Origin of the sequence: Corynebacterium sp. TAE3-ERU12, from assembly GCF_019209905.1 — a bacterium.
Taxonomy (GTDB): domain Bacteria; phylum Actinomycetota; class Actinomycetes; order Mycobacteriales; family Mycobacteriaceae; genus Corynebacterium.
Map to the genome: position 1 here is coordinate 206,683 of NZ_JAHUTM010000002.1, position 23,340 is coordinate 230,022.

The window sequence follows — 23,340 nt, forward strand, 5'->3', positions numbered from 1 at the left end:
ACGCGCGGCCCCGAGACTGGGAAAGCCGTGCGTGGGTTTTGGCGTTAGTTAATGCGCTGCTCGTGGCCCTGCCAGGCCTCTTCGCGAAGCTCCGCCTTGCGGACCTTGCCCGTCGAGGTACGCGGCAGTTCATCCACGATCACGATGTCACGCGGCACCTTATAGCCAGCAATATGCGCGCGGCAGTGCGCGATGATGGCGTTGGCAATGTCTTCGTTGTGCTGCTCGCTGCTGTCGCCAGCAGCCTCCGGTCGCAGCACCACCACGGCACGCGGGCGCTCACCCCACTTCTCGTCGGGCACGCCAATAACAGCACAGTCAGACACATCCGGGTAGCTGACCACGGCCTGCTCGACCTCAATGGTGGAAATATTCTCGCCACCAGAGACCACCACATCCTTAGCGCGGTCCAGCAGCTGGACATAGCCGTCGGGATGCATCACACCCAGGTCACCGGTGTGGAAATACCCACCACGGAACGCCTGCCGGGTGGCCTCAGGATCACGGTAGTAGCCGGCCATCACACCATTGCCGCACACAACAATCTCACCCATCGAGGTGCCATCATGCGGCACGTCGACAAGCTCAGCATTATCAGTCTCGGTGGGCTCGACCACCCGCACCTGCTCATTGGTCACCAACGAAACACCCTGGCGGGCCTTGAGCACAGCGCGGCGGCGGACCGTCATCTCGGACCAGTCCGGCTGCGGCTCGCACACGGTGTAGGGGCCATACGTTTCGGTCAACCCGTAGACATGAGTGATCTCAACACCAAGGTTCTCGCAGCGAGTAATGATGGTCGGGCTCGGCGGGGCGCCAGCGGTAACGATGCGCAGATTATCCACGCGGCGCTTTTCCTCACTATCAACCAGGGCAGTAAGCACCGCAGGAGCGCCGCACAGGTGCGTGACCCCCTCAGTGTTAATCAGCTGCCACATGACATCGCCGCGTACCGCACGCAAAGCGACCTGGGTGCCACTGACCGCCATCACCGCCCAGCCAGTACACCAGCCCGAGCAGTGGAACATCGGCAACGTCCACAGGTACACCGACTCATACACAAACTGCTGGGCGTGCACCTCACCCAGCGCATTCAAATACGCCCCACGGTGGGTGTAGACCACGCCCTTCGGCTTCCCGGTGGTGCCGGAGGTGTAGTTAATCGCAATCGGCAGGTCCTCATCAGAGATCCGCCACGGCAGGTCCGGGCTGTCCCGGTGCGGATCACTGAACTGGGCCACAGTCTGGTGGTCTCCGGATACTGCACCATCACCATCCGGGATTTCCAGGAATTTCGTGGTCTCCGGCAACTCGGAGCAATTGGCCGCAATGAGATCCTTGGTGGCCACGATGGTACTGATCTCGGAATGGTCGACGATATAGGCGACTTCCTTCGCAGCCAGGCGAATATTGATAGCGACAATGACACCGCCGGCCAGCGGAATCGCGAACTGGGCGAGTAGCGCCTCATAACTGTTGGGGGCCAGCACGCCGACGCGGTCACCAGCGCACAGGCCGTCGGCCTGCAGTGCTTTAGCTAAAGCCTGGGCATCGCTGGCGAATTCTGCGAAGGTGACCCGGCGGGGGCCATCCACACAAGCGGTCTGATCCGGGTGGATTGCGGCGCTGCGTTCCAAAAACCGCAACGGCGTCAGCGCTACCCGCAGCGGATTGGGGTAGGGCTGTGCACACGAGGGCTCCTGCGCCGGAGAAATACTTTCATTTTGGGTTGCAACAGTGGTGGGCATGAGGGCCAGGTTAATAGCTTCACCCCGGGCCGTGGTTAGTAACGGTTAACAAAAATTATCCGGGTGTACCCACCCCACAACTTACTGGGGGAACAGCGCAGTCTGATGCTGCTGCAACGGCTGACGCAACTCCATAATCGAGAACACCCCACCGAAGAAGAACAACACCGAACCCACCAGGAACACCGGGTTCACCACCCAATCCCCAGACATCTGCACCGGCCCCTGCTCCAAAAAACCGAAAGCACTGCCGATCAAATAACACCAACTACCCACCAGGTTGACCAACGCTGCAGTAGTGCCGATATCTTTAGCCGGCTTAGCCTCCCGGTAGTAAATGCCCGACGCCACCACAAAACCAACCGAACCAAGCGTCGACGGAGCCCAAATCCACACGTCAGTCGCCTGCCACCCCAAAGAGCCCCACAGCGGCACTGTCATCGCCAACTGGAACAACACCAGCGCACAAAAACCCTGGATAATACTGGCCCGGCCAGCAGCGGTATGCCACAGGTTGCGGTGCGGGACGAACGGGCGGATACGTCGGGAAGCCTGGTAGGCCTCAATAATGGACAGGATCGCGCCGACACCAAATAAACACGCACCAATAAAATCAGTCCAGGTCGCCAAGGCGTCGGAAGAAGCAAAATCAGCGCAGGTGCCGATAATGAAAAACACCGCGCCGACGCCGAAGAACACCGCAATCCACCACGACACAGAATGCGGAGCCGCGTGATCCGGGCTGCGCTGCTTACGGTGCCAACGGGCATTCCACGCCGCTTCTTCCGCCGCAATATGCGTCGGCAAGCCAAAAAGGGCAGTGGTGTGAGTCGCGGTAGTCATAAGTCCTAAGAACTGGAATCGGGGCGCAGGAAACTGACGACGTCACCGCGTTCATACACCCGAACCGGCGGCGTTTTGGTAAAACACGTGTCGAATCGGGCGCGCTGAACCTGGTGCACAACGGTGTCGTCCCCGCGCAGTTCTACCACCCAATCGGTATCAGCAACAGACATCTCATCGCCCACCTCGCGGCCCAGATACGCCGACACCTCGCTAGGCGCAACGCCCGCACACACCGTCGCAAAGGAATCCCCAGCCGGATACACCTCGCTGAGGACAATATCGGTAGCCTCCGGATGCTCGACGACGAACCGGTCCAGCGGGTCGCCGACGAAAATATCCTCCGGCTCATGCCGCGTCAGCCACAACCCGGCCGCAAACACAGCCACCACCACACAAAACACGGCGACCAGGGTGGTTGAGCGCATCAGCTACCTCCTAGGCCTTCGACTCCGGGTGGGTTTGGGTGTACGCCTCCCACGCGAAATCAGCCAACTCACGGCCAGCGCCCTCATACAAGTAGGCCACCGCATCAGCACCCCGGTCGAGCAACTCAAAAGTGGTGTGGCGCTCATGGGCGGCAGCAGCCACCGTCACCGGCACATCATTTTTCCGCATCAAATCCAGCACTGTGATATTCGCATCATGTTCAGGCATAGCCAACACAATCAGCCGCGGCTGCTGCTCAACCGCATGCATCCGCCGCCACAATTCCGGGTCCGTCCCATCACCGTGAATCACACGCATACCGCGGTGGCTCAGCTCTGCACAGCGCGACTCATTGAACTCCACCCCGGCCACAGTCAGGTCATAGTCATCAGCAAGCCGACGGTAGACACCAATGCCCACCCGGCCCATGCCGAGCACCAACGCATCCACATCAGAAACCGGCACCGGGCGCTCATTAGGTGCCAAGCGATGTTCAGCCACCGGCGGCAGGATCTCAGCGATCCAGTTCACCAGGTCCTCCCGGCGCACACCCACCAAGGCGGACACCACGAAGCTGGCAGCCACAGTCACACCCATAACCGGAATCCAGGTCTGCGGCAGCGTGTCATTCGCCACCGCCACCGTGGCCACAATCAGGCCGAACTCCGAATAATTCGCCATCGTCAAAGCCGTAATCGCCGACGTACGATTCGACATTCCCCACATGTGCAGCATCAGGCAGAACACAGCGGCCTTCAGCGGCAAAAGCAGCAGCAGTACCGCCACCACCGCCCACCCAGCCGCATCGGGGAAACCAGACAGGCCAATCTGGATGAAGAAAGCCACCAGCAGCAGTTCTTTCACACTGACCAAAGCATCGAAAAGACGTTGCGCAATGGGGTGCCCAGAAATCATCACACCAGCGATCAGGGCGCCGAAATCCCCAGCCAGGCCGGCCGCGCTGAATAACGTATAACCAGCGATTGCCGCAGCCACACCGCCCAACACCATCAGCTCAGTACGCCGCACCCGGTCCGGCATCCGCGCCAGCAACGGCCGCAATAAAGGCAGGAAAAATAGCGCCAGCGCCCACGGCTGCGGCGCCTCATCACCAGAAAGTGCAAGGTAGGCGACGGCAACAATATCCTGCAGCACCAAGATGGAAATAGCGATTGCACCGACGGTCGACCGCACCCGGCCAGTCGACTCCAACTGGTTCATCACAAACACCGTCGACGAAAAAGACGTCGCCAAGCCAATGAGTAACCACACTCGCCAACCAGTGCCCGCAAACAGTGCCAACGGCAGCATGCTCACCCCGGCCAACACAACAGCAATCACCACGGTGTTCACCACCGCCTGACCCACAGCCGTGCCAATCGCGCGCAACTCCAATAACGCGCGCGGGTTCAAGTGCAAACCAATCGTGAATAGCAGCACCGTCACACCAAGGTCAGCACCCAGATGAAGCCCAGGTACCTCCTCAATTCCCACCGCACTAAGGGCGAAACCTGCCGTCAAAAACCCCACTAGGGGAGGCAAACGCACAGCAGCGGCAATAAGCCCACCCAAAATCGCAAACAGCAAAACGGTGATATACACGCTGCTCAACTGGGTTCCTCCCTGCCGGCCTAGCTACCCGGCCACTCGCCTGACATTTACCTCAAACGCTACCGGCTACGCTTGCGCCCATGCGTTTTTTGCACGATGCTCCGGCTCCTTATGAGCTCACCTACGACGACGTGTTCATGGTGCCATCCCGCTCCACCGTGGGATCGCGGATGTCAGTCGACCTGACCACCACCGACGGTACCGGCACGACCATCCCGCTCGTCGTCGCCAATATGACCGCCGTCGCCGGCCGCCGCATGGCCGAAACCATCGCCCGCCGCGGCGGTATCGCAGTGCTGCCACAGGACGTGCCCGCCGATATTGCGGCAGAAACCATCGCAGATATTAAGGCCTCGCACACCGTTTTCGACACCCCCATCACCGTCAAGCCGCACCACACCGCCGGCTATGCCCGCCACCTCATCCCCAAACGGGCCCACGGTGCCGCAGTGGTCATCGACGACGGCCGCCCGGTGGGCCTCGTTACCGTCAAAGACCTCATCGGGGTGGATAATTTCGCCCAGGTCGGCACCCTGATGAGCACCTCGCTGCTGACCCTGCCGGACACCATCGCACCCCGAGACGCATTCCTCCAGCTCAACGACGCCGGCCGCAAGCTGGCCCCAGTTGTCGGCGCCGGCGGGGAACTGCGCGGCATCCTGACCCGCGCTGGTGCCCTGCGTGCCTCCATCTACACACCCGCCCTCGACGATCACGGCCGCCTGCGGGTCGCAGCTGCCATCGGCATCAACGGCGATGTCGCAGCCCGCGCCACAACCCTGCTCGACGCCGGTGCCGACGTGCTGGTCATAGACACAGCCCACGGGCACCAAGACCACATGCTCAGCGCCCTGCGCACCGTGCGCGCACTCAACCCGCACGTGCCCATCGTCGCCGGCAACGTCGTCACCGCCGAAGGAGTGCGCGACCTGGTTGAAGCAGGCGCGGACATCATCAAAGTCGGCGTCGGCCCAGGCGCGATGTGCACCACCCGCATGCAAACCGGTGTGGGCCGACCCCAGTTCTCCGCGGTCCTCGAATGCGCCGCCACAGCGCGCGAACTCGGCGCCCACGTATGGGCCGATGGTGGCGTGCGACACCCCCGCGATGTCGCCCTGGCGCTGGCTGCCGGTGCCTCGAATGTGATGGTCGGTTCCTGGTTCGCAGGAACCCACGAATCCCCAGGCGACCTCATGTACGACGCCGAAGGCAACCCGTATAAGGAGTCCTACGGCATGGCCTCACACCGGGCCGTGGCGCACCGCAATGCGGGCACCGAGGCTTTCGAAAAGGCGCGCCGGGCGTTATTTGAAGAAGGAATCTCCACCGGCAAAATCCGCCTCCAACCCGACCACGGTGGGGTAGAAGACCTGGTTGACTCCATTATTTCCGGTGTACGATCGGCGTTCACCTACGCAGGTGCGGACTCCATTGCCCAGTTCCATGACCGCGCTGTGGTGGGCGTGCAGTCCGCCGCCGGTTTCGCTGAAGGCGCCCCGCGACCTGGAGCCCGCTAACCCACGAGACAACCCACGACGAAGAAGGACACACATATGGCGAAAATGACCCCGACCAGCAAAACCCCGCGCACTATCGTCGGCCTGGCCCCGGCTGCACTCATCATCGCCACCCTGGTGGTGGGATTATCGACTGCAAGCGATGCCTGGACTGGCTTCATGCTGGTACTGCTCATGGTCGCCGGCGCAGTCGCTGCGGTGTACTCGTCGATTCACCTCGACGACATTCTCTACAAAGTGCTGACCTCCCTAGGCGGCGTGCTCGTCACAGTCGGGGCGTTTTCGTGGATTGACCTACCGCCGACCGCTATCAATATCTTCGGCCTCACCCTCATCCTGGGTGCAGCAGCCACCGGTGGCGCCCTGATCTTCGCCGAGAAGCGCTAGGGATACTCGGTTAGAACGAAGCCTCGGTGAAAATGAACATCCCCGAGATGAGAAAAGCCACCCCGGCCATGCCCAACAGCACGTTGAGCATGAACGTCGGGTTGGATTCTCGGGGCACATACACCGCGCCGGGCTCGCCGTCGGCACTCGGCGGGTCGACGGCAATATCAATCTGATCGCCGACATGCCCCAAGGCAAAAGCGGTGTAGAGCGTGTCAGTCCAGCTGCGGGTGCTGCCATCGCGGTCAGTGAAAGTAATCACCATCGCGCGCAGATCATCACCGGGCCGGCCCACCGCGCCGGTGACGGTGCCGGTGGTGTGAAAACGATGCGCATCGGCGCGCCGACGCAGCACAAACCACAGCCCCGCGGCGATAATCGCACTCAGGCCAATGGCCATACATACCGCGCCTTCGAGCACTGTGCGCACCTCCCTGGTCAGCCGGGTAGTTCGTGCCCAGAATACCCCCGCCCAGCGATCCCGCTGCGCAGGGCGCTGCAGTGCATTACAAACAACGGTGGCGCGCAACACACAGCAGCGCACAGGGGAGGGCCATAATGACCACACCACACCACACCATGAACCAGTCACCGTGGGGCCGCAGTGGTGCCGCGGGACAACGGCTGCTTACCGACGCTGACCCCTGCCCCTGCGATACCAACAAAAAATACGGGCAGTGTTGCGGCCCATTCCACCGCGAAGAGCAGCGCCCGCCGACCCCACTGGACCTCATGCGCGCCCGGTACAGCGCCTATGTGGCCCATGAAGCTGATTTCATATGGCGCACCTGGCACCCGCAGCGCCGCCCCGAACTGGTGACCTTCGACCCGCACGTGCGCTGGCAGGGACTAGAAATCCTCGACGTCGTCGGCGGCCACGACGGCGAACGGGAAGGGATAGTCGAATTCCGCGCCCACTACACCGACCAGGTCGGCCCGGCGATGTTGTGGGAACGCTCCACATTCATGATGCGCGGCAAACGCTGGATGTACGTCGACGGGGAATTTCTACCGCACCCGCCGGCCGCCTAGTGCTGCTTCTTGCCAGGCAGCGGCAGGAAGTGGAATACGCCAACAATAATGGCGCCGACCACCAGGCCCACCAGCATGGAACTGGCGGTATCAATGAGCCAACTGATGGCGGCAACGTCGGAAAGCCCAGCTAAGTGATGCAGGATGTCATGCGGGGTGTGCCAACCGAGAGTGTGCACCCCGGCGATCAGAATATGCCCGCCGACCCACAGCATCGCCAGCACACCGATCACAGAAATAGCGGTGAGCAGTTTCGGCATGCCCTTGACCATAAAAACACCGGTTTTGCGTACCGCCGCAGAGTCGGACTGGCCAAGCCGCAGCCCAATATCATCAATCTTGACCAACAGCCCCACCGCGCCATAGACCAGCGCCGTGATCGCAACAGCCACGATGAGCAAGATGATTGTCCGCTGCAATAAAGGCTCATTCGTCACCTCATTGAGGGAGATCACCATAATCTCCGCAGACAGGATGAGGTCAGTTGTGATCGCCGCCTTGACCAGCTTGTCTTCGGAATTGCCGCCGCTTTGCGCCACCGGTTCGTCATGAGTGTTACCGGTGAGCTTCTCCAGGATCTTCTCCGCACCCTCATAACAGAGGTAGCAGCCGCCCAGCATCAAAATCGGGGTCAGCAGCCACGGCGCGAAAGAGCTCAACAGCAACGCCAGCGGCAGAATAATGACGATCTTGTTGAACAGGGAGCCTTTGGTGATGCGCCAGATGATCGGCAACTCCCGTTTTGGGGACACCCCCGCCACATAGCGGGGCGTCACGGCGGCATCGTCAACGACCACACCAGCGGCTTTCGTGCTTACCCGGGCGGCTGCGGCACTGACATCATCGACTGATGCGGCGGCACTGCGCGCAATCAGGGCAACGTCGTCAAGCAGGGCGGCCAGGCCGGCGCTCATCGCATGGTCCAAACGCTAAGGGTGCTCATGGCGACCTATCTTATGGCCATCCCGGGCCGGAGGTCGCCTCCGCGCTGCTAATCTGCGGGCATGAGCGAGCCGCAGCAGTCCATCACCCCGGTCACCGATGGCGATATTCTGCCCAACCTGCACCCCGAGGCCTATACCGACGCCCCAGCCTCCCCAGATCCTGCCGAGCACGCAGCGCAGCAGGAACAGGAGCGTGAACCCCGCCCGGTCATGGCGCTGGTCGTCGTGGATGCCCAGAATGATTTCTCCGAAGGCGGCTCGCTGGCTGTGCGTGGTGCTATTGCTGCCTACCGGCGCCTTGGGGTCTACGTTGCCGGCCGGGCCAATAAATACCCGGTGCTGGTGACCACTCGCGATAACCACATCGACCCGGGCGCACATTTCTCAGATCAGCCCGATTTTGTGGACTCCTGGCCGGTGCATTGTGTCGCCGACACCGACGGCGCGGAGCTGCACCCTGAGGTGCAGCGCTCCCTGGACTTATTTGAGAAGGTCAACCCGCATGCGGTGCGTATTGACGTGACCAAAGGTGAGTACAGCGCCGCCTACTCGGGGTTTGAGGGGCGCACCGGCACTGGGCGGTTGCTTGCCGACGCGCTGCGTGACGCCGGCGTCGAAGAGCTTCATGTCTGTGGTGTGGCCACTGATTTCTGTGTGCGCGCCACGGTGCTCGATGGGCTTCGGGAAGGCTTCGACGTCTCCGTCATCACGGACCTGGTTGCCGCGGTGAGTACTGAGGGCGGGGCCAAGGCGCTCGATGAGATGGCCGCCGCTGGCGCGGTATTGGTGTAGCGGAGACGTGTCTGGTTCTTCGCGGCGCTTGCCGACGGTGGCGGGGCCGCTTGGCGTGGGCGTAGCGGCGGTATGCGGGTGTCTTCTGGTGGCCGCAGCCAATCCGCAACAGCCCGGCGGCCCGATCCCGGTATGCCCCTCGAAGGCACTATTGGGTGTGAATTGCCCGATCTGTGGTTGCTCCCGGATGGTGCAGGCCCTCGTGCAGGGGGACTTCGTGGCGGCCGCGCAGTTCAATGCCCTCGGGGTGGCGGCGGTGGTGTTTCTTATCTGGGCGTGGCTGGTGTGGGGTGCGGCCAGTGTGGGGGTGGTTGCCCCGCGCTATCTGCGACCACCGCGGCTGGGGCCGTGGGTGGTGTGGGTGCTGATTGGGTGGACTGTGATTCGGCTAATTCCCTTGGCGCCGGTATCCGCATTGCAGGTTTAAAAGCCCATTACAGAGGCTTTTTTCAAGGGTAGGGAACCATTCTTTGCCCAGGTGATGATGTGCTAACCTTTCCGGGTAAATCTACCGGCCGACCCGGAAAGGGATAATGCTCACCCGTACTGCAACTCGTCGTCGCCTCACTGCCGCGGTCTTCACTGTCCTGACTGTGGTCGGAGCGAGCAGCATCACCGCCTGCTCCATGCCTGAGCGGGACGCCGCACCGGAAACCACCACGTTGGCGGCAGAAGGCCATGTCTCAGCGGATCTGCCCCCACAGGACCCGGAGGTGCTCCTGAAAGACCCGCAGCCGCAGCTGCCGACAACAGTCACCGACGAGCGCGGTAAGGAAGTCACTGTCACCTCCGTGGATCGCATTATCACCCTCGACCGGGCCGGGTCGCTGTCCCGCGTGGTGTGGACACTCGGGTTGGGTGACCGACTCGTCGGACGCGATATCTCCTCCGACTTCCCCGGTGTGGCAGATCTTCCCGAACTCACCCCGGGCGGGCACGCGATCAACCCTGAGGCAGTACTGGAGCTGAATCCGGACCTCATCATCACCGACGGCACCGTCGGCCCCGTGCCAGCTATCCGCTCGCTTATCGACGCTGGCATCCCGGTGGTGCACGTCCGCGATGACCAAACCCCCTCCACCGTCGGCACGCTTATCGACGATGTCGCCGCAGCCCTTGGCCTCAGCGAACAAGCAGAGCCGGTGCGCGACCAGATCACTGCCGATATTGAGCAGGCCGCCAATAATGCCCAAGAGCGCTCCGACGGGCGACGTATGCTGCTGCTGTACGTGCGCGGCACCAACACCGCAATGATTGCTGGTGAATCAACCGGCGCTGGTGAGCTCATCGAAATGCTCGGCGGTGTGGATGCCGCTGAGGATGCGGGTATCTCCGAGGGGTACTCGCCGATGACCCCCGAGGCGCTGGCCGCCGCCCGCCCCGACACTGTGATTGTGATGACGCGCGGGCTTGATTCGGTCGGTGGTGTCGACGGGCTGGTGGATATCCCCGGTATGGCCCAGACTCCCGCCGGCGCCAATAAGTCGGTCCTGGATGTGCCCGACACGATGTTGTTGTCCTTCGGCCCGCAGACCGCACTGGTCATCACCGCGATGGCCGATGCGCTCTACGGCCCTGCCCCTGAGGGAGCATGAGCGGCGTCACCGCACACCACACTGCCCGCAATGTGGTGGTGCTCAGCGTACTGAGCATCGCGTTAGTAGCAGCGGCGGTGTTCTCAGCACTGGCTGGGCAGTTCAATATCAGCATGGGGGGAGTGTTTTCCGCCCTTATGCGCGGCATTGGCCTGGCCGAAGCTAGTGACGGCACAGAAACCGCCGACGCGGTGCTGTGGTTCGTGCGCTTCCCCCGGATCTGTATGGCAGCCCTGGTTGGTGCTGGCCTTGCTGTTGCCGGTGTGGCCCTGCAGGCGATTTTTGGTAATCCACTGGCAGAGCCGGGTCTTATCGGTGTGTCCTCCGGCGCTGCCGTTGGTGCTTCGGCAGCTGTTGTCATTGCCCCAACGCTGTCGGTGACTGCCGCTGCTGGGGGAGTGCAGTGGCTGACCGCGCTGGGGGCTTTTGTCGGCGGTGTGGTGGCAACACTGGTGGTCGCCGCCGTGGCTCGAGGCAAAGGCGGAGGGCAGTCCGACGCTGCGACGATCATTTTGGTCGGCGTGGCGGTCAATGCGATCGGTGGCGGTGTGGTGTCGCTGTTGACATTTATCGCCGACCCATCGGCCCGCGACCAGATCGTGTTCTGGCAGTTGGGTACTTTCGCCGGCGCCAGCTGGACTGCGGTCGGCATTATCGCCGTTGCGACGCTTATCGCCGGAGCGATCCTGAATATGCTCGCCGCGAAGCTTGACCTGCTGTCGTTGGGGGAGTTGCCCGCACGGCACCTGGGTGTTGATGTCGATGGCATTCGTCGGCTCATCATTGTGGTCTCTGCACTGTTGGTGGCCGCAGGTGTGGCGTTTTCCGGGATTATTGCCTTCGTGGGCCTGGTTGTTCCGCATGCGCTGCGGTTCATCATCGGCCCCGGGCATAAGTTGCTGATTCCCGCCTCCATGTTGGGCGGGGCGCTGACCACCACGGTGGCCGATGTTGTGGCACGCACCCTGATTCCCAACGCAGACCTGCCCTTGGGCATGATTACCGCCCTGGTGGGTGGCCCGATGTTCTTCTGGCTGCTGGACCGGGGCCGTAGGACGGTGACGGCATGATGAGTGGAATCGACGTCACAATTACCGGGGGTTCAGTCACCCGCGGTGGCACGCAGATTCTTGATGGGGTCACCCTTACTGCGCGCGCGGGTGAAGTGTTAGCACTGGTCGGGCCGAATGGGGCCGGCAAATCCACCCTGCTGGGTGCTTTGTCGGGGGATATTCCCGCCGAGGGTGAGATCACTATTGGGCAGCGCCGCGTTAGTGATATTTCCCTCTCGGAATTGGCGCGGGTGCGCTCGGTGCTTACCCAACGCTTGGCGGTGGACTTCCCATTCACCGCTGGTGAGGTCATCGCGATGGGGCGGGCGCCGCACGGGTGCAGCGACCCTGAGCTCGAGCGCCGTGTTGTTGCCGATTGTGGGGTGTCCCAGTTCCTGGACCGGCCCATTTCGCGGCTATCCGGCGGTGAGCAGGCCCGGGTGCATATGGCGCGGGTGCTGGTGCAAGATACCCCGGTGCTCATGCTTGATGAACCGACTGCTGCTTTGGATTTTCGGCATGCCGAGGAAATTTTAAGCGTTGCCCGCGACCGCGCTCGGGCAGGCAGCACAGTCATTGTGGTGTTGCATGATCTTTCCGCTGCCGCTGCTTGGGCAGATCGGGTGGCGGTACTGGAATCCGGGCGCCTTATCGCTGTTGGTTGCCCTATTGAAACCCTCACTGAGCAGCGTGTCTCATCGGTCTATGGCAGGGCGGTGGAAGTGCTGATCGACTCAGCGGGTAATCCCGTTATTCAACCGAAAAGGAGGCGGTACCATGACTGCACCGGCCACTGAGCCTTTGTCCGCGACGCTGCGCCGGGCTACCAGCGCTGTTCACGATGATGCCGAGAATTCGGCTTTTATGACGGCACTGTTGGAAGGCACTCAGCCTAAGGAAGCCTATATCGACTACCTCGGGCAGCTGCTGTGCGTGTATCGCGCCTTGGAGGGCGCCGGGGAACGTTTGGCCGGCACTCCGGTAGCCGCCGCGCTTATCGACGAACGCCTGCTGCGCGTGGGGTTCCTCGCTGCGGATTTGACGTACCTCTACGGCACCCGGGCATGGCGCTCAGAGCTTCATCCCACCGACGCCACCCTGGCGTATGCCGAAGAGCTCGATCGGGTGGGCCGCGATGGTGACCAGGCGGCGTTCGCGGCGCATCATTATGTGCGCTACCTCGGCGATTTGGCGGGTGGCCAGGCTATTAGCCGGCTGGTATCGCGCACCTATGGTTTCACCGGCGACGGTACTCGCTGCCTGCAGTTCCCGGGTATCGACAAGATTAAGCCGTACCGCGACCAGTACCGGGAGCGCCTGGATGGGCTGGAGATCCTTCAGGACAACCGTGATTATGTGGTGGAGATGGCCAAGAAGTCTTTCGATTTCAACTCCGCAATTTTCCGGGGGTTACATGCCCGGTACCCGCGCCCGTAGCGGGTTTTCCGCTAGGCCGTAGGGAACCGGCCAGGGCATATCGTGTGCAAGGGCAGCTGCGCTTTGTTCGGTGTGCGCTGGCTTTTTCTTCGGGTGGGCGTGAGCGGGCCGGGTGCGCCCTTGTTATGGTCAGTTTTGCAGCCTTGACTGATATCCACCCCGGAGGGCGTGAATCTTATGGCATCTGCTGACTCAACAACATCTGATACTTCCGACGAAGAGCCATCTTCAGTACGCAAGCGGGCTCATTCGCCACAGTTTGGTCAACTGAAAACTGACCCACTGATTTTCACCGTTTCTATCGGTTTCATCTTTTTGTTCTCTGCGGTCACGATCGTTTTCGGTGATACCGCCAAAGATGTGTATGGCGTCGCATCGAACTGGGTGACCACCAACCTTGGCTGGTTATTTATCGGGGGCGTGTCCGCTGCGGCGGTGTTCCTGATTGTGCTGTGTCTGTCTCGTTTCGGGCGTCTGCGCCTCGGCGATGACGACGAGCGCCCCGACTATCCACTCCTGGTCTGGTTCGCCATGCTTTTTGCTGGCGGTATCGGCTCGGTGCTGATGTTCTGGGGTATCGCGGAGCCGCTCAATCACGCGGTTGTGTCCCCCTACGGCTACGAGTCGATGAGCGACGAGGCTCAGGACCTGGCTATGGCTTTCACCGTGTACCACCTCGGTATGCACATGTGGGTCATCTTCGCGCTGCCTGGCCTGGCACTTGGCTATTTCATTTACAAGCGCCACCTGCCGCCGCGGGTGAGTTCCATCTTCGCGCCACTTTTGGGTCGTCATATTTACCGCTGGCCGGGCAAACTCATTGATGCGGTGGCCATCATCGGCACTGTTTTCGGTATTGCCGTTTCGGTCGGTATGGGTACCTTGCAGGTCAATTCGGGTGCGCACCGAGTCATGGGGCTGCCGGAGAACTCAGTTGTTCAGCTGTTGCTGATCGCTGGTGTCATTATCGTGGCCTCCATTTCGGTGGCCCGCGGCCTGGATAAGGGCATTAAGGTCTTGTCCAATATCAATATTGTGCTGGCCGTGCTGCTGATGCTGTTCGTGCTCACCTTCGGCCCCACCTTGACGCTTTTGCGTCAGATCGTGGAGACCACCGGCACGTATCTCGGTGAGCTGCCGGAGCTGATGTTCTGGACTGACTCGCACAACGTCAATCCGGACTGGTCCCAGGGTTCGTGGACGGTGTTCTACTGGGCCTGGACTATTTGCTGGTCGCCGTTTATCGGCATTTTTGTGGCCCGCATTTCGCGCGGCCGCACTGTGCGTGAGTTCATCGGTGGCGTGCTGGGCTTGCCGACGTTATTTGTGGTCATCTGGTTCTCCATTTTTGGCCGTGCTGGTTTCGACTTGGAGATGTCCAACCCCGGCATTTTGTCTGAGCCGGTTGTCGAAGGTGGTGACCCTTCGCCGTCGCTGTTCATTTTGTTGGAGCAGTACCCGATTGCCACTGCGATGAGTGTGCTGGCTCTTGTGGTCATTCTGATTTTCTTCATCACCTCGATTGATTCCGCGGCGATGGTGATGGACATGATGTCCACTGGTGCTGAGAACAAGTCACCGACGGTCTACCGCATCCTGTGGGGTGTGATGATCGGCGCTGTGGCGGGCACGCTGCTGGTGCTCAATGGTGTGACGGGCATTTTGGCTATCCAGAATGTGGTGATCATCATTGGTGTGCCATTCTTCTTGCTGCACTTGGTGATGATGTACTCACTGGTCAAGGGCATGTCTGATGACCACCAGGCGATCCCGGCCCCGGTGACTCGCCATTGGGGTGAGACCGATACCGCCGAGAAATTGGAGCGCCACGAGGCTGCCCCGGCGCCTGGTTATGACGAATCTGGCCAGCCGCTGCCGCAGATCGATTATGACTATGACTCCCAGGGGCGGTTGGTTCTGCATAACGACGTGGTGGTCGACGGCGATTTCGATGTGGTGTCTGCGGAGTCATCTGATGATTCCACGCAGCATAGTTAGCCGCGGTGGGGATAAGCGTCGTAGTCTCAACTCATGACTTCCCGCGTTTGTGAAGGTTCCCGTCGTCGGCGCTACTGGTGTGCCGCAGCATTGGTGCTGCCCACGGCCCTGCTTATGGGCTGTGGGTATGACCCTGCCACCGCCACTGATGGTGGTGCGGACCAGTCCTCTGCTGCGCGCGCCACTGATGTTCAGGAAGCGCCGGCGGCTGCGCAGTACACCGCGCATCTGCTTGCTGATGCCGAGCAGCTCATTGTTATTTCCAATGCGGTGCAGGCCAGCCAGCCGGACCCGGAAACTGCACAGTTGGCGGGCACTGTTTCTGCCTTGGCTGGGCGTGAGTTGGGCCTGTTGGTGAACTACCGTGAGGGCGGCGAGCCTACTTTTCGGGCCAGTGATATCGCCGATTCGGACGATATTGCCCAGAAATTCCGTGCGCTGCTTGCCGACGAATTGCCCCGCATGCGTGCGTCCTGGGAGGAATTAACGCAAGCCCCGCAGCAGGAGATCGCCGAAGAGGCGAACCGCAGTGTGCAGGATATTGACGCCATCTTGGCTCAGCTGGGGCAGGAGTAGCTGAAGTTTTGCGCCGGCGTGGCCGCGCGGTGGCATATGGTTCGGTACGATCTTTGGCGAACGTTCGGCGATGCCTCGCCGGAGTCAATCAAGATCGGGAGTGTACGAATTATGGCTAATGAGATCACCCGCGTCGGCGTCGTTGGTGCCGGCCAGATGGGTTCCGGCATTATCGAGGTCTGTGCCCGCGCAGGCAGCGACGTGTTGGTGTGGGAAGCCAAGGAAGAATTCCTCGAGGGTGGCAAGAAGCGTATCGCTAAGTCCCTGGACCGTTTGGTCGCCAAGGGCAAGCTCGAGCAGGAGCAGCGCGATGAGATTATCGGCCGTATTTCCTACACCACTGACCTGGCTGATTTCGCCGACCGTGAGCTGACTATCGAAGCTATCGTCGAAAACCCAGAGGTCAAGGCCAGCGTTTTCCAGCAGCTGGATGAGGCCATCACTGATGACAACGCCATTTTGGCGACCAATACTTCCTCGCTTCCGGTGCAGTCCATTGCTGCGGCTACTAAGCACCCGGAGCGTGTGATGGGCCTGCACTTCTTCAACCCGGTGCCGGTGCTGCCGTTGGTGGAGCATGTGGTGACCTTGTCCACCGGTGAGGTTCAGGCTGAGCGCGCGTATGCCTACGCCAAGGAAGCACTCGGCAAGACGGTGATTCGCGCTAAGGACCGTTCCGGTTTCATCGTCAACGCTTTGCTGGTGCCCTATATTCTGGGCGCCATCCGCATGCTGCAGGACGGTGTGGCTTCTAAGGAAGATATTGATGCCGGCATGGTTAATGGCTGCGCGCACCCGATGGGCCCGTTGACCCTGGCTGACATGGTTGGTCTGGATACTGTGAAGTTCATTGCGGACGCGATGTACGACGAGTACGCCGAGCCCACCTATGCTGCCCCGCCGCTGCTGAAGCGCATGGTTGAGGCGGGTCGCTTTGGCCGTAAGTCTGGCCAGGGCTTCTACGATTACTCCTAGGCGCTAGTCGCCGAATAGAACCCGGTAAACAATTCCGAATTGTTTACCGGGTTCATTCTGTGTTCACCCGCTGGCCACCTGGTATCCGGCTGGTTCTAACAGCCTGGTCACAGGCTTGAATTAGTCTCGCCGCAGAATCGGTGCGGGTGGTAAGCGCCCGCACCGGCATAACCATGAAATCCGGCGGATTGTTCGTGTCTGTCGGGACAGCCCGAAGGAGCTTTGCACACCCGTGTCTATCTCGCGCCACGCCCTGCGTCGGATTGGAATTGCCGTTACTGCCGCTGTAGTTCTGCCGGCTATTGCCACTCCAGCCACTGCGGCCCCTGTTGATGATCTCTTCGACTTCCTGTCTGTTCCCGGCACCTCGGAGAACACCCGCCCCGCCCCGGAAGCCCCGGAGCCGGAGTCGTATAAGCCCACTGATATCGCCCGCCCGTACCCCTCTGATGTGCACGGCGATGACATCTTCTACTTCGATGTGGTCAGCCCCTTCGAGGACCTGCGCGAGAATCACCCCGAGATCATGGAGCAGAACCTCGATATCGTCGTAGCTATCAATAATGCGGCGAAAAATGATCGCGATATGCAGCTTCGTGCGCTTGCCGACGATCACGACGATCCCTTGCTGACCCTTGCCGATGCTTTTGGTGAGGATCTCGGCGCTGATTTCGTGGCGGCATTGGAAGCCGGCCGCCTACCCAAGACTGAGGCCCTTTTGTCGGGCAACCTGGCCCGGGCCGGCGGACTGGTGTCGTCGACCTTCGCTGAGAAGTACTACTACGGCTACGACCGCCCGTTCGTGGTCGCCCCGGATCGGATTGAGCGCTACTACCGCAATGCCGAAGGCGATGACGACCCGTACTCGACTACCCCGTCCTACCCTTCGGGGCACACCAATAAGGCCACCTGGACTGTCACCGTGCTGTCCATGATGATGCCCGAGTTCGGCCCGCAGCTGCAGGCCCGCGGCGCCGAGGCCGGCTACAACCGGCAGGTGATGGGCGTGCACTACCCGCTGGATGTGATGGGTGGGCGCATGATGGGCACCGCCGCTGCTGCGGATCGGTGGAATGACCCGGAGTTCCGGGTGCTTATCGACGAGGCCTCCCACGAGATCCGTGCCGAGCTGGAATACCAGTGCGGCGACTACCTTGATGTGTGCATCGCCAATGACACCCCCTACCTGTCGGATGCGGAAGCGGTACGCAGCTACACCGACCGCATGACCTACGGTTTCCCCCAGATCGGCCAGCCCGGTGTCCCGGTGACTGTCCCCGCTGGCTATGAGGGGCTGCTAGAAACCCGTTTCCCGGAGCTCACCGACGCCCAGCGTGTTGAGGTGCTTGCCCGTACCGCCATTGATTCCGGCTACCCGCTGGACCGCACCGACGGCAAGGCCTCGCATATGCGCATCAACCTGGCCCGCGCCCTGGCCGCCGAGGTCACTGTGAATGCTGATGGTTCGCTGAGCATCGTCGGCTAAGCCACGCAGCAAAAAACTCCCGGGGATGAGCGGTCATCCCCGGGAGTTTTGCTGTGCTCGTCTTTAGATATCAGAGCTGCCGTAGCGCTCATCCAGTGAGTGCGGGCCGTTGAAGAGCTTGCCTGGGTTCAGGATGCCCTTCGGGTCCAGTTCCTTCTTCACCGCATTGAGCACCTTGGCGAACAGCTCCGTGTTCTCCAGGTAGGCCTGCGGGGCGTGGTCCTGGCCGACTCCGTGGTGGTGGGTGATGGTGCCATCGAATTCGACGATGGCCGCACCGGCAGCGCCCTTAATATCCATCCACTGCTGCATGATCTGGCCGGGCTCCTCGCGGAAGAAGTACGTGAAGTACAACGAGCAGCCGGTCTCGTACATATGCGAGATATGGCAGAACACGTAGGTCGGGGTGCCATGCTCATTGGCGGCCGCGCGCATGCTCTCCATGATCTTGGTGCGCAGCTGAGAAGCGTGCTCCCAGGTGGTGCAGGTTTCCAGGGTGTCCACACCCACCCGGCGGGTCATCATGACATCACGCAGGTAGGGGGAGGTGAAGCGGTGCTTGACCCACAGCTGGCCCGGAATGGAACCCAGGCGCACGCACTTCTGCTTCAAAAGGCGGGCGGCCAGCAGCTCACGGGCAGCCATGGCCTCTGCGCGGTTTTCCTGGCCGAAGCCGAACAGGATCATGCAGGGAGTGTCGATACCGCGCACCGAGAGGTACTTCTTCAGCATCGGGCCGGTCTTGCCGCCCATCTGCTCAATACCGAAACGCGTCTCCGGCTCATCGGAGAGGCGAGCCAAGTGCGGGATATGGCCGTCCTGCTCGAGCTTGCGGAAGATCTCCAGGCCCTCGTCGAAGTTATTGACGAAGTAGGTATCGAAAATCATCTCGTCGGGACGGTGGTGCAGCTGCAGCGTCACCTGGGTGATGATGCCAAGCGTGCCCTCCGAGCCCAGGAATAGTTCACGCGGGTTCGGGCCAGCCGCAGAGGAGGGGATATCCCGGAACTCCATGGTGCCGGCCGGAGTGACCACACGCATACCAATAACGTTGCGGTCAATACGGCCATAGCCGGAGGACTCCTGGCCAGCCGAGCGGCACGCCACCCAACCACCGACAGTGGAGAACTCAAAGGACTGCGGGAAGTGGCCCACAGTCAGGCCCTTAGGCTCGAGTTCGGCCTCCAAATCGGGGCCGAAAACACCGGTCTGCACGGTGACGGTATTAGCGACCTCGTCGATTTCCAGGATGTTGTTGAAAGCCACCATGGACAGAGCAATGGCCTTGCCGTAGCCGCCGTCGATAGCCTCCACGCCACCAACAACAGAGGTGCCGCCACCAAACGGGGTCACCGCGATACCGCGCTCAGTACAAATCTCGAGCACAGCCTGCAGCTGCTCTTCATCAGTGGGCATCACAATCGCATCGGGGGCGATATCAATAACGCCCTGACGCAGGCGGGCCAAGTCCGGGTAGGAGCGGCCCAGTGAGTACTTCACGCGGGTGTCGTGATCCACCGACACCGAGATATCACCATTGGGGCCGCGCAGGGCGTCGAGGTCAGCGTCGGCAAGCCGGGATTCCGGGATGGTGACCTCGGAAATATCCTTCGGCGGGTGGTGGGCCTCGACCATGCCGATCTCGTCGATAAGCAGCTGCTCTGCCTCTTCGGTAATCGGCTTATCAAAACCGTCGGTGCCCCAACCCCACCAACGCATGCGGTGCGGAGCAGAATTCTTCTCGGACATTGTGATCCTTTCCAAGTGTTATGGGGCGAACCTAGGCCGAAGCGAGCTGCAATGCCTCTTCAGCAGCAGCGACGCACTTGGCGCGGTCCTCATCAATCAAGCCAATACGGGTACGGCGGTCCAAAATATCCGCCACAGTCATCGCGCCCTCATGGGTAACAGCCCACGCGAACTCGGCGCGGGTGACATCGATACCCTCAGCCACACGCTCCAACGGGCGATCCAGGGCGCAGCTGCGCACCACCTCAGCGGCCTCGCCGCCGAAACGACGCAGCAACCAGTCCGGGGCCTCGGCGGGAACCTCAGCGCCCGGGGTCGCACCCACAAGCTTCAGCTCACGGGTCCAGCACGGCGCGGCCTGTTCCCCCATGCGCTCCAGGGCCTTATCGACGGCCTGCTCAGCCATCAGCCGGTACTCAGTGAGCTTGCCGCCAACAATGCTGATAAGGCCGGTCTTATTGGCCAAAATGGTGTGCTCGCGGGACAGGTCCGCGGTGCTGCCATCACTGGAGTCAATAAGCGGACGCAAACCAGCGAAAGCGCCACGCACATCAGCGCGGGTGACCTTGCGGTCCAGGCCACGGTTGATGACATCGAGCAGGAATTGGATTTCCTCCTCGGTCGGCTCGGGCTCATCCGGGATCGGGCCCGGGGCGTCCTCGTCGGTAAGCCCCAGGTAGACCCGGCCCAGCGGGGCGGGCAGCAGGAAGCAGAAACGGTTGGTGTGACCGGGCACCGGGATGGTCAGCGAGCCGGTGGGGTTACCGAAAGTCTCGGCATCGAAGACCAGGTGGGTGCCGCGCGACGGGCGGACCCGAATGCCCTCGTCAATCTGGCCAGCCCACACGCCGGTGGCATTAATCACCGCGCGGGCATGCAGGGTGACCGAATCCTTATCTCCGAACTCATCGGTGATGGTGACCTGGTCGCCGGTGGCGTCCTCAGCGCTGGCGTGGGTGAGCACCCGGGCCCCGCACGCCGCGGCGGTACGTGCCACCGCAGTCACCAGGCGGGCGTCATCTTCCAGCTGGCCGTCGTAATTGACGTAGCCGAAGCGCAGGCCGTCGGTACGCACAGTGGGGGAGAGCTTCTTGACCTCTTCGGGGCTCACCGTGCGTGAGGGCGGCAGGGTCTTACCGGAGGTGAATGCGGCTATGCGCAGCATATCGCCGGCGAGGAACCCCATCCGGGGGAGGGTCTTATTGAGAATATTGAACTCATCAATGACCGGGACGACCTGAGTGATGGAGTGCACCAGGTGCGGTGCGGTGTGCTCCATCAGCGCACCACGCTCGCGGGCGGAGCGTCGCGCGATGCCGACATTGCCGGTGGCCAGGTAACGCAGGCCGCCGTGGGCCAGCTTGGACGACCAGCGGCTGGTACCGAAAGCCAGGTCGTGCTTTTCCACCAGGACAACAGACATACCGCGTGAGGCTGCATCAAGTGCAATGCCCACACCGGTAATACCCGCGCCAATAACAATCAGGTCGACTGCTTGTCCGGAATTACTCAGTTCTGCAATCTCGTTCCACTCTCGGTCACGCCGGGAAGCGCTTAATTGAGAATTGCCATTCGGAATAGCCATGGAATACTCCTGATGTCAAAATGGTGACCCCCATACTGGGTTTCCCCAGCTTGAAGGATGTTCTGGTGTCTATAATAGACTCAAGTCAGCAGTTCTGGTTAGCTCAGTTACGAAATCGGTTATTTCTCATCAAAAGAATTGGTTTCATGAAAGGGGTTCGTCAATGACGAATTATTCGGAGCAGTATCCATTAGGTCATGAAGAAATCAATACCGTTGCTTTGGTAACAAATCCGAAGGCCGGGCACGGTGCCGCTTCTCATGCCGCAGAACGCGCGATGGCTCAATTCTCCAAGCGCGGAATTGACGTCGTCGCACTGCAAGGCAAATCTCCCGCCGACGCCCGCCGGCTCATCCGCACCGTGCTGGACGACGGTCGCGTCGACGCCCTCGTCGTCGCCGGCGGTGACGGCATGATCAACCTCGCCCTGCAGGAACAAGCCGGCACCGATATCCCGCTGGGCATCATCCCCGCCGGTACCGGCAATGACCACGGCCGTGAATACCGCCTGCCGCGCAATTCACCCGAAGACGCCGCCGATGTTGTCGCCGATGGTTTCTGCATCACCACCGACCTGGGCCGGATCAGCTCGCTGCACGACGATGACCAGGAACCAATGTGGTTCGGCACCATCATGTGCGCCGGCTTTGACTCCCTGGTCTCCGACCGAGTCAACGAGATGAGCTGGCCGCACGGCCGTAACCGGTACAACGCAGCCATCGTCATTGAGTTCCTCAACTTCCACGCCCTGCCGTTCAAGATCACCTTGGATGACGGCCGGGTCATTGACGAACGCATCACCCTGGCCGCATTCGGCAATACCCGCAGCTACGGCGGCGGGATGAAGATCTGCCCGTCGGCTAATCACAGCGACGGCATGATGGACATCACCGTTATCGGCAAGGCTGGGCGCATCAAGGCGGCAACAGTCTTCGGTTCAGTGTTCAAGGGCGAGCACGTCAACTACGACGAAGTCCAGCAGTACCGCTGCCGCAGCGCAGTAGTGGAGTTCCTCGACCCCAAGGCAGAAATGAATGCCTATGCCGACGGTGACTACATGATGCCGCTGCCGGTGAAGGTAGAAGTCGTGCCCCATGTGGGTCGCTATATCGTGCCGCGCCCCTAAAAGCGCAGTTCACACAGTATAAAGCAGTGCCGCACCGAAAAAATTCGGTGCGGCACTGGTGTCTGGCCGACAAATTATCTAGACTGCTCGGTATACCGCGCCCGGAAAAGACACCACAAGGAGGTCCGCAGATGTTTGCAGCAACGACTGCCCTGCGCCCCTTGATGATGTGTCTGTGTTGTTCCCAGTCCGCGCCGCTGCCCCGCTAAACACGCCAGGGTTCGCCGCGCGGACGCCCCGCAGCCCCTGACTACCTGCTGCCGGCACAACAACCTACGTCCGGCTGGAACACCGAAAGCGCGAACCCCAATGCAGCACACCACCGCAGCCCAGCACACCACCACCGGCACCCAGCGGGATGAATTCAGCCTCGCCGACTACTTCGGCCTCTTCATCTACGAGGGCCCAGAAACCCCCGGTATCCTGCACAGCGACCTCGTCACCGTCGCCGCCTAAAA

23 protein-coding genes are annotated in these 23,340 nt (G+C 61.4%); 15 read left to right on the forward strand and 8 right to left on the reverse strand.

Annotated elements, in window-relative coordinates; all coding sequences use genetic code 11:
• Positions 1-44 precede the first annotated feature (44 nt).
• The 4 genes from KRX51_RS07385 to KRX51_RS07400 form a co-directional block, all read right to left on the reverse strand.
• A complete protein-coding gene (locus KRX51_RS07385; RefSeq protein ID WP_218362494.1) occupies positions 45-1,748 on the reverse strand; it encodes an AMP-binding protein in 1,704 nt (567 codons plus the stop codon).
• A gap of 81 nt (positions 1,749-1,829) precedes the next feature.
• Positions 1,830-2,591: a hypothetical protein gene (locus tag KRX51_RS07390; RefSeq protein WP_218362495.1), complete on the reverse strand. Its 762-nt coding sequence runs from the start codon at positions 2,589-2,591 to the stop codon at positions 1,830-1,832.
• Between the two features lie 5 nt (positions 2,592-2,596).
• Entirely contained in the window at positions 2,597-3,019 is a 423-nt protein-coding gene (locus KRX51_RS07395) for a hypothetical protein (RefSeq protein ID WP_218362496.1), read from the reverse strand.
• 10 nt (positions 3,020-3,029) lie between these two features.
• Positions 3,030-4,622: a cation:proton antiporter gene (locus tag KRX51_RS07400; RefSeq protein ID WP_370625074.1), complete on the reverse strand. Its 1,593-nt coding sequence runs from the start codon at positions 4,620-4,622 to the stop codon at positions 3,030-3,032.
• A gap of 89 nt (positions 4,623-4,711) precedes the next feature.
• On the opposite strand from KRX51_RS07400, the gene KRX51_RS07405 reads away from it, so the two are divergent.
• Together KRX51_RS07405 and KRX51_RS07410 are read left to right on the forward strand one after the other, a co-directional pair.
• Entirely contained in the window at positions 4,712-6,148 is a 1,437-nt protein-coding gene (locus KRX51_RS07405; RefSeq protein WP_218362498.1) for a GuaB1 family IMP dehydrogenase-related protein, read from the forward strand.
• Between the two features lie 36 nt (positions 6,149-6,184).
• Positions 6,185-6,535: a hypothetical protein gene (locus KRX51_RS07410; protein ID WP_218362499.1), complete on the forward strand. Its 351-nt coding sequence runs from the start codon at positions 6,185-6,187 to the stop codon at positions 6,533-6,535.
• A 10-nt stretch (positions 6,536-6,545) separates the two neighbouring features.
• Here the strand turns inward: KRX51_RS07410 and KRX51_RS07415 are convergent, their stop codons facing one another.
• Entirely contained in the window at positions 6,546-6,965 is a 420-nt protein-coding gene (locus KRX51_RS07415; protein ID WP_218362500.1) for a DUF3592 domain-containing protein, read from the reverse strand.
• Between the two features lie 128 nt (positions 6,966-7,093).
• On the opposite strand from KRX51_RS07415, the gene KRX51_RS07420 reads away from it, so the two are divergent.
• Positions 7,094-7,567, forward strand: a complete 474-nt coding sequence (locus KRX51_RS07420; RefSeq protein WP_255549538.1) for a YchJ family protein — start codon at positions 7,094-7,096, stop codon at positions 7,565-7,567.
• Here KRX51_RS07420 and KRX51_RS07425 read toward each other — a convergent pair.
• Positions 7,564-8,481 carry a DUF808 domain-containing protein gene (locus tag KRX51_RS07425; RefSeq protein ID WP_218362501.1) on the reverse strand — a complete coding sequence of 306 codons (918 nt, stop codon included), beginning with the start codon at positions 8,479-8,481 and terminating at the stop codon, positions 7,564-7,566. The genes KRX51_RS07420 and KRX51_RS07425 overlap by 4 nt on opposite strands.
• Positions 8,482-8,571: 90 nt before the next feature.
• On the opposite strand from KRX51_RS07425, the gene KRX51_RS07430 reads away from it, so the two are divergent.
• The 10 genes from KRX51_RS07430 (at position 8,572) to KRX51_RS07475 (ending at position 18,422) form a co-directional block, all read left to right on the forward strand.
• Positions 8,572-9,303: an isochorismatase family protein gene (locus tag KRX51_RS07430; RefSeq protein ID WP_370625065.1), complete on the forward strand. Its 732-nt coding sequence runs from the start codon at positions 8,572-8,574 to the stop codon at positions 9,301-9,303.
• Between the two features lie 88 nt (positions 9,304-9,391).
• On the forward strand, positions 9,392-9,730 hold the full coding sequence (locus KRX51_RS07435) for a DUF2752 domain-containing protein (RefSeq protein ID WP_370625066.1): 339 nt from the start codon (positions 9,392-9,394) through the stop codon (positions 9,728-9,730).
• A 106-nt stretch (positions 9,731-9,836) separates the two neighbouring features.
• Positions 9,837-10,898, forward strand: a complete 1,062-nt coding sequence (locus tag KRX51_RS07440; RefSeq protein WP_218362503.1) for a hemin ABC transporter substrate-binding protein — start codon at positions 9,837-9,839, stop codon at positions 10,896-10,898.
• Positions 10,895-11,968: an iron ABC transporter permease gene (locus KRX51_RS07445; RefSeq protein ID WP_218362504.1), complete on the forward strand. Its 1,074-nt coding sequence runs from the start codon at positions 10,895-10,897 to the stop codon at positions 11,966-11,968. The genes KRX51_RS07440 and KRX51_RS07445 overlap by 4 nt, the downstream gene beginning before the upstream one ends.
• Positions 11,965-12,747 carry a heme ABC transporter ATP-binding protein gene (locus KRX51_RS07450; RefSeq protein WP_218362505.1) on the forward strand — a complete coding sequence of 261 codons (783 nt, stop codon included), beginning with the start codon at positions 11,965-11,967 and terminating at the stop codon, positions 12,745-12,747. The genes KRX51_RS07445 and KRX51_RS07450 overlap by 4 nt, the downstream gene beginning before the upstream one ends.
• Positions 12,728-13,387, forward strand: coding sequence for a heme oxygenase (biliverdin-producing) (locus tag KRX51_RS07455; RefSeq protein ID WP_218362506.1), 660 nt, complete (start codon positions 12,728-12,730; stop codon positions 13,385-13,387). Before KRX51_RS07450 ends, KRX51_RS07455 begins: the two co-directional genes overlap by 20 nt.
• 177 nt (positions 13,388-13,564) lie before the next feature.
• The gene (locus KRX51_RS07460; RefSeq protein ID WP_218362507.1) at positions 13,565-15,385 is read left to right on the forward strand and encodes a BCCT family transporter; all 1,821 of its coding nucleotides are present in this window, start codon (positions 13,565-13,567) and stop codon (positions 15,383-15,385) included.
• Positions 15,386-15,418: 33 nt separating this feature from the next.
• A complete protein-coding gene (locus KRX51_RS07465; RefSeq protein WP_218362508.1) occupies positions 15,419-15,961 on the forward strand; it encodes a hypothetical protein in 543 nt (180 codons plus the stop codon).
• Positions 15,962-16,072: 111 nt separating this feature from the next.
• Positions 16,073-16,936 carry a 3-hydroxybutyryl-CoA dehydrogenase gene (locus KRX51_RS07470; protein WP_218362509.1) on the forward strand — a complete coding sequence of 288 codons (864 nt, stop codon included), beginning with the start codon at positions 16,073-16,075 and terminating at the stop codon, positions 16,934-16,936.
• A 232-nt stretch (positions 16,937-17,168) separates the two neighbouring features.
• Complete coding sequence (locus tag KRX51_RS07475) at positions 17,169-18,422, forward strand: phosphatase PAP2 family protein (RefSeq protein WP_218362510.1); 1,254 nt, start codon at positions 17,169-17,171, stop codon at positions 18,420-18,422.
• A gap of 63 nt (positions 18,423-18,485) precedes the next feature.
• Here the strand turns inward: KRX51_RS07475 and KRX51_RS07480 are convergent, their stop codons facing one another.
• Both KRX51_RS07480 and KRX51_RS07485 read right to left on the reverse strand, forming a co-directional pair.
• Positions 18,486-20,171, reverse strand: coding sequence for an FAD-binding oxidoreductase (locus KRX51_RS07480; RefSeq protein ID WP_218362511.1), 1,686 nt, complete (start codon positions 20,169-20,171; stop codon positions 18,486-18,488).
• A gap of 31 nt (positions 20,172-20,202) precedes the next feature.
• Entirely contained in the window at positions 20,203-21,756 is a 1,554-nt protein-coding gene (locus KRX51_RS07485) for a glycerol-3-phosphate dehydrogenase/oxidase (protein ID WP_218362512.1), read from the reverse strand.
• A gap of 163 nt (positions 21,757-21,919) precedes the next feature.
• Here KRX51_RS07485 and KRX51_RS07490 point away from each other — a divergent pair, with 163 nt between their 5' ends.
• Together KRX51_RS07490 and KRX51_RS07495 are read left to right on the forward strand one after the other, a co-directional pair.
• Entirely contained in the window at positions 21,920-22,882 is a 963-nt protein-coding gene (locus KRX51_RS07490) for a diacylglycerol kinase (RefSeq protein WP_218362513.1), read from the forward strand.
• A gap of 309 nt (positions 22,883-23,191) precedes the next feature.
• The gene (locus tag KRX51_RS07495) at positions 23,192-23,338 is read left to right on the forward strand and encodes a hypothetical protein (protein ID WP_218362514.1); all 147 of its coding nucleotides are present in this window, start codon (positions 23,192-23,194) and stop codon (positions 23,336-23,338) included.
• Positions 23,339-23,340: the final 2 nt, after the last annotated feature.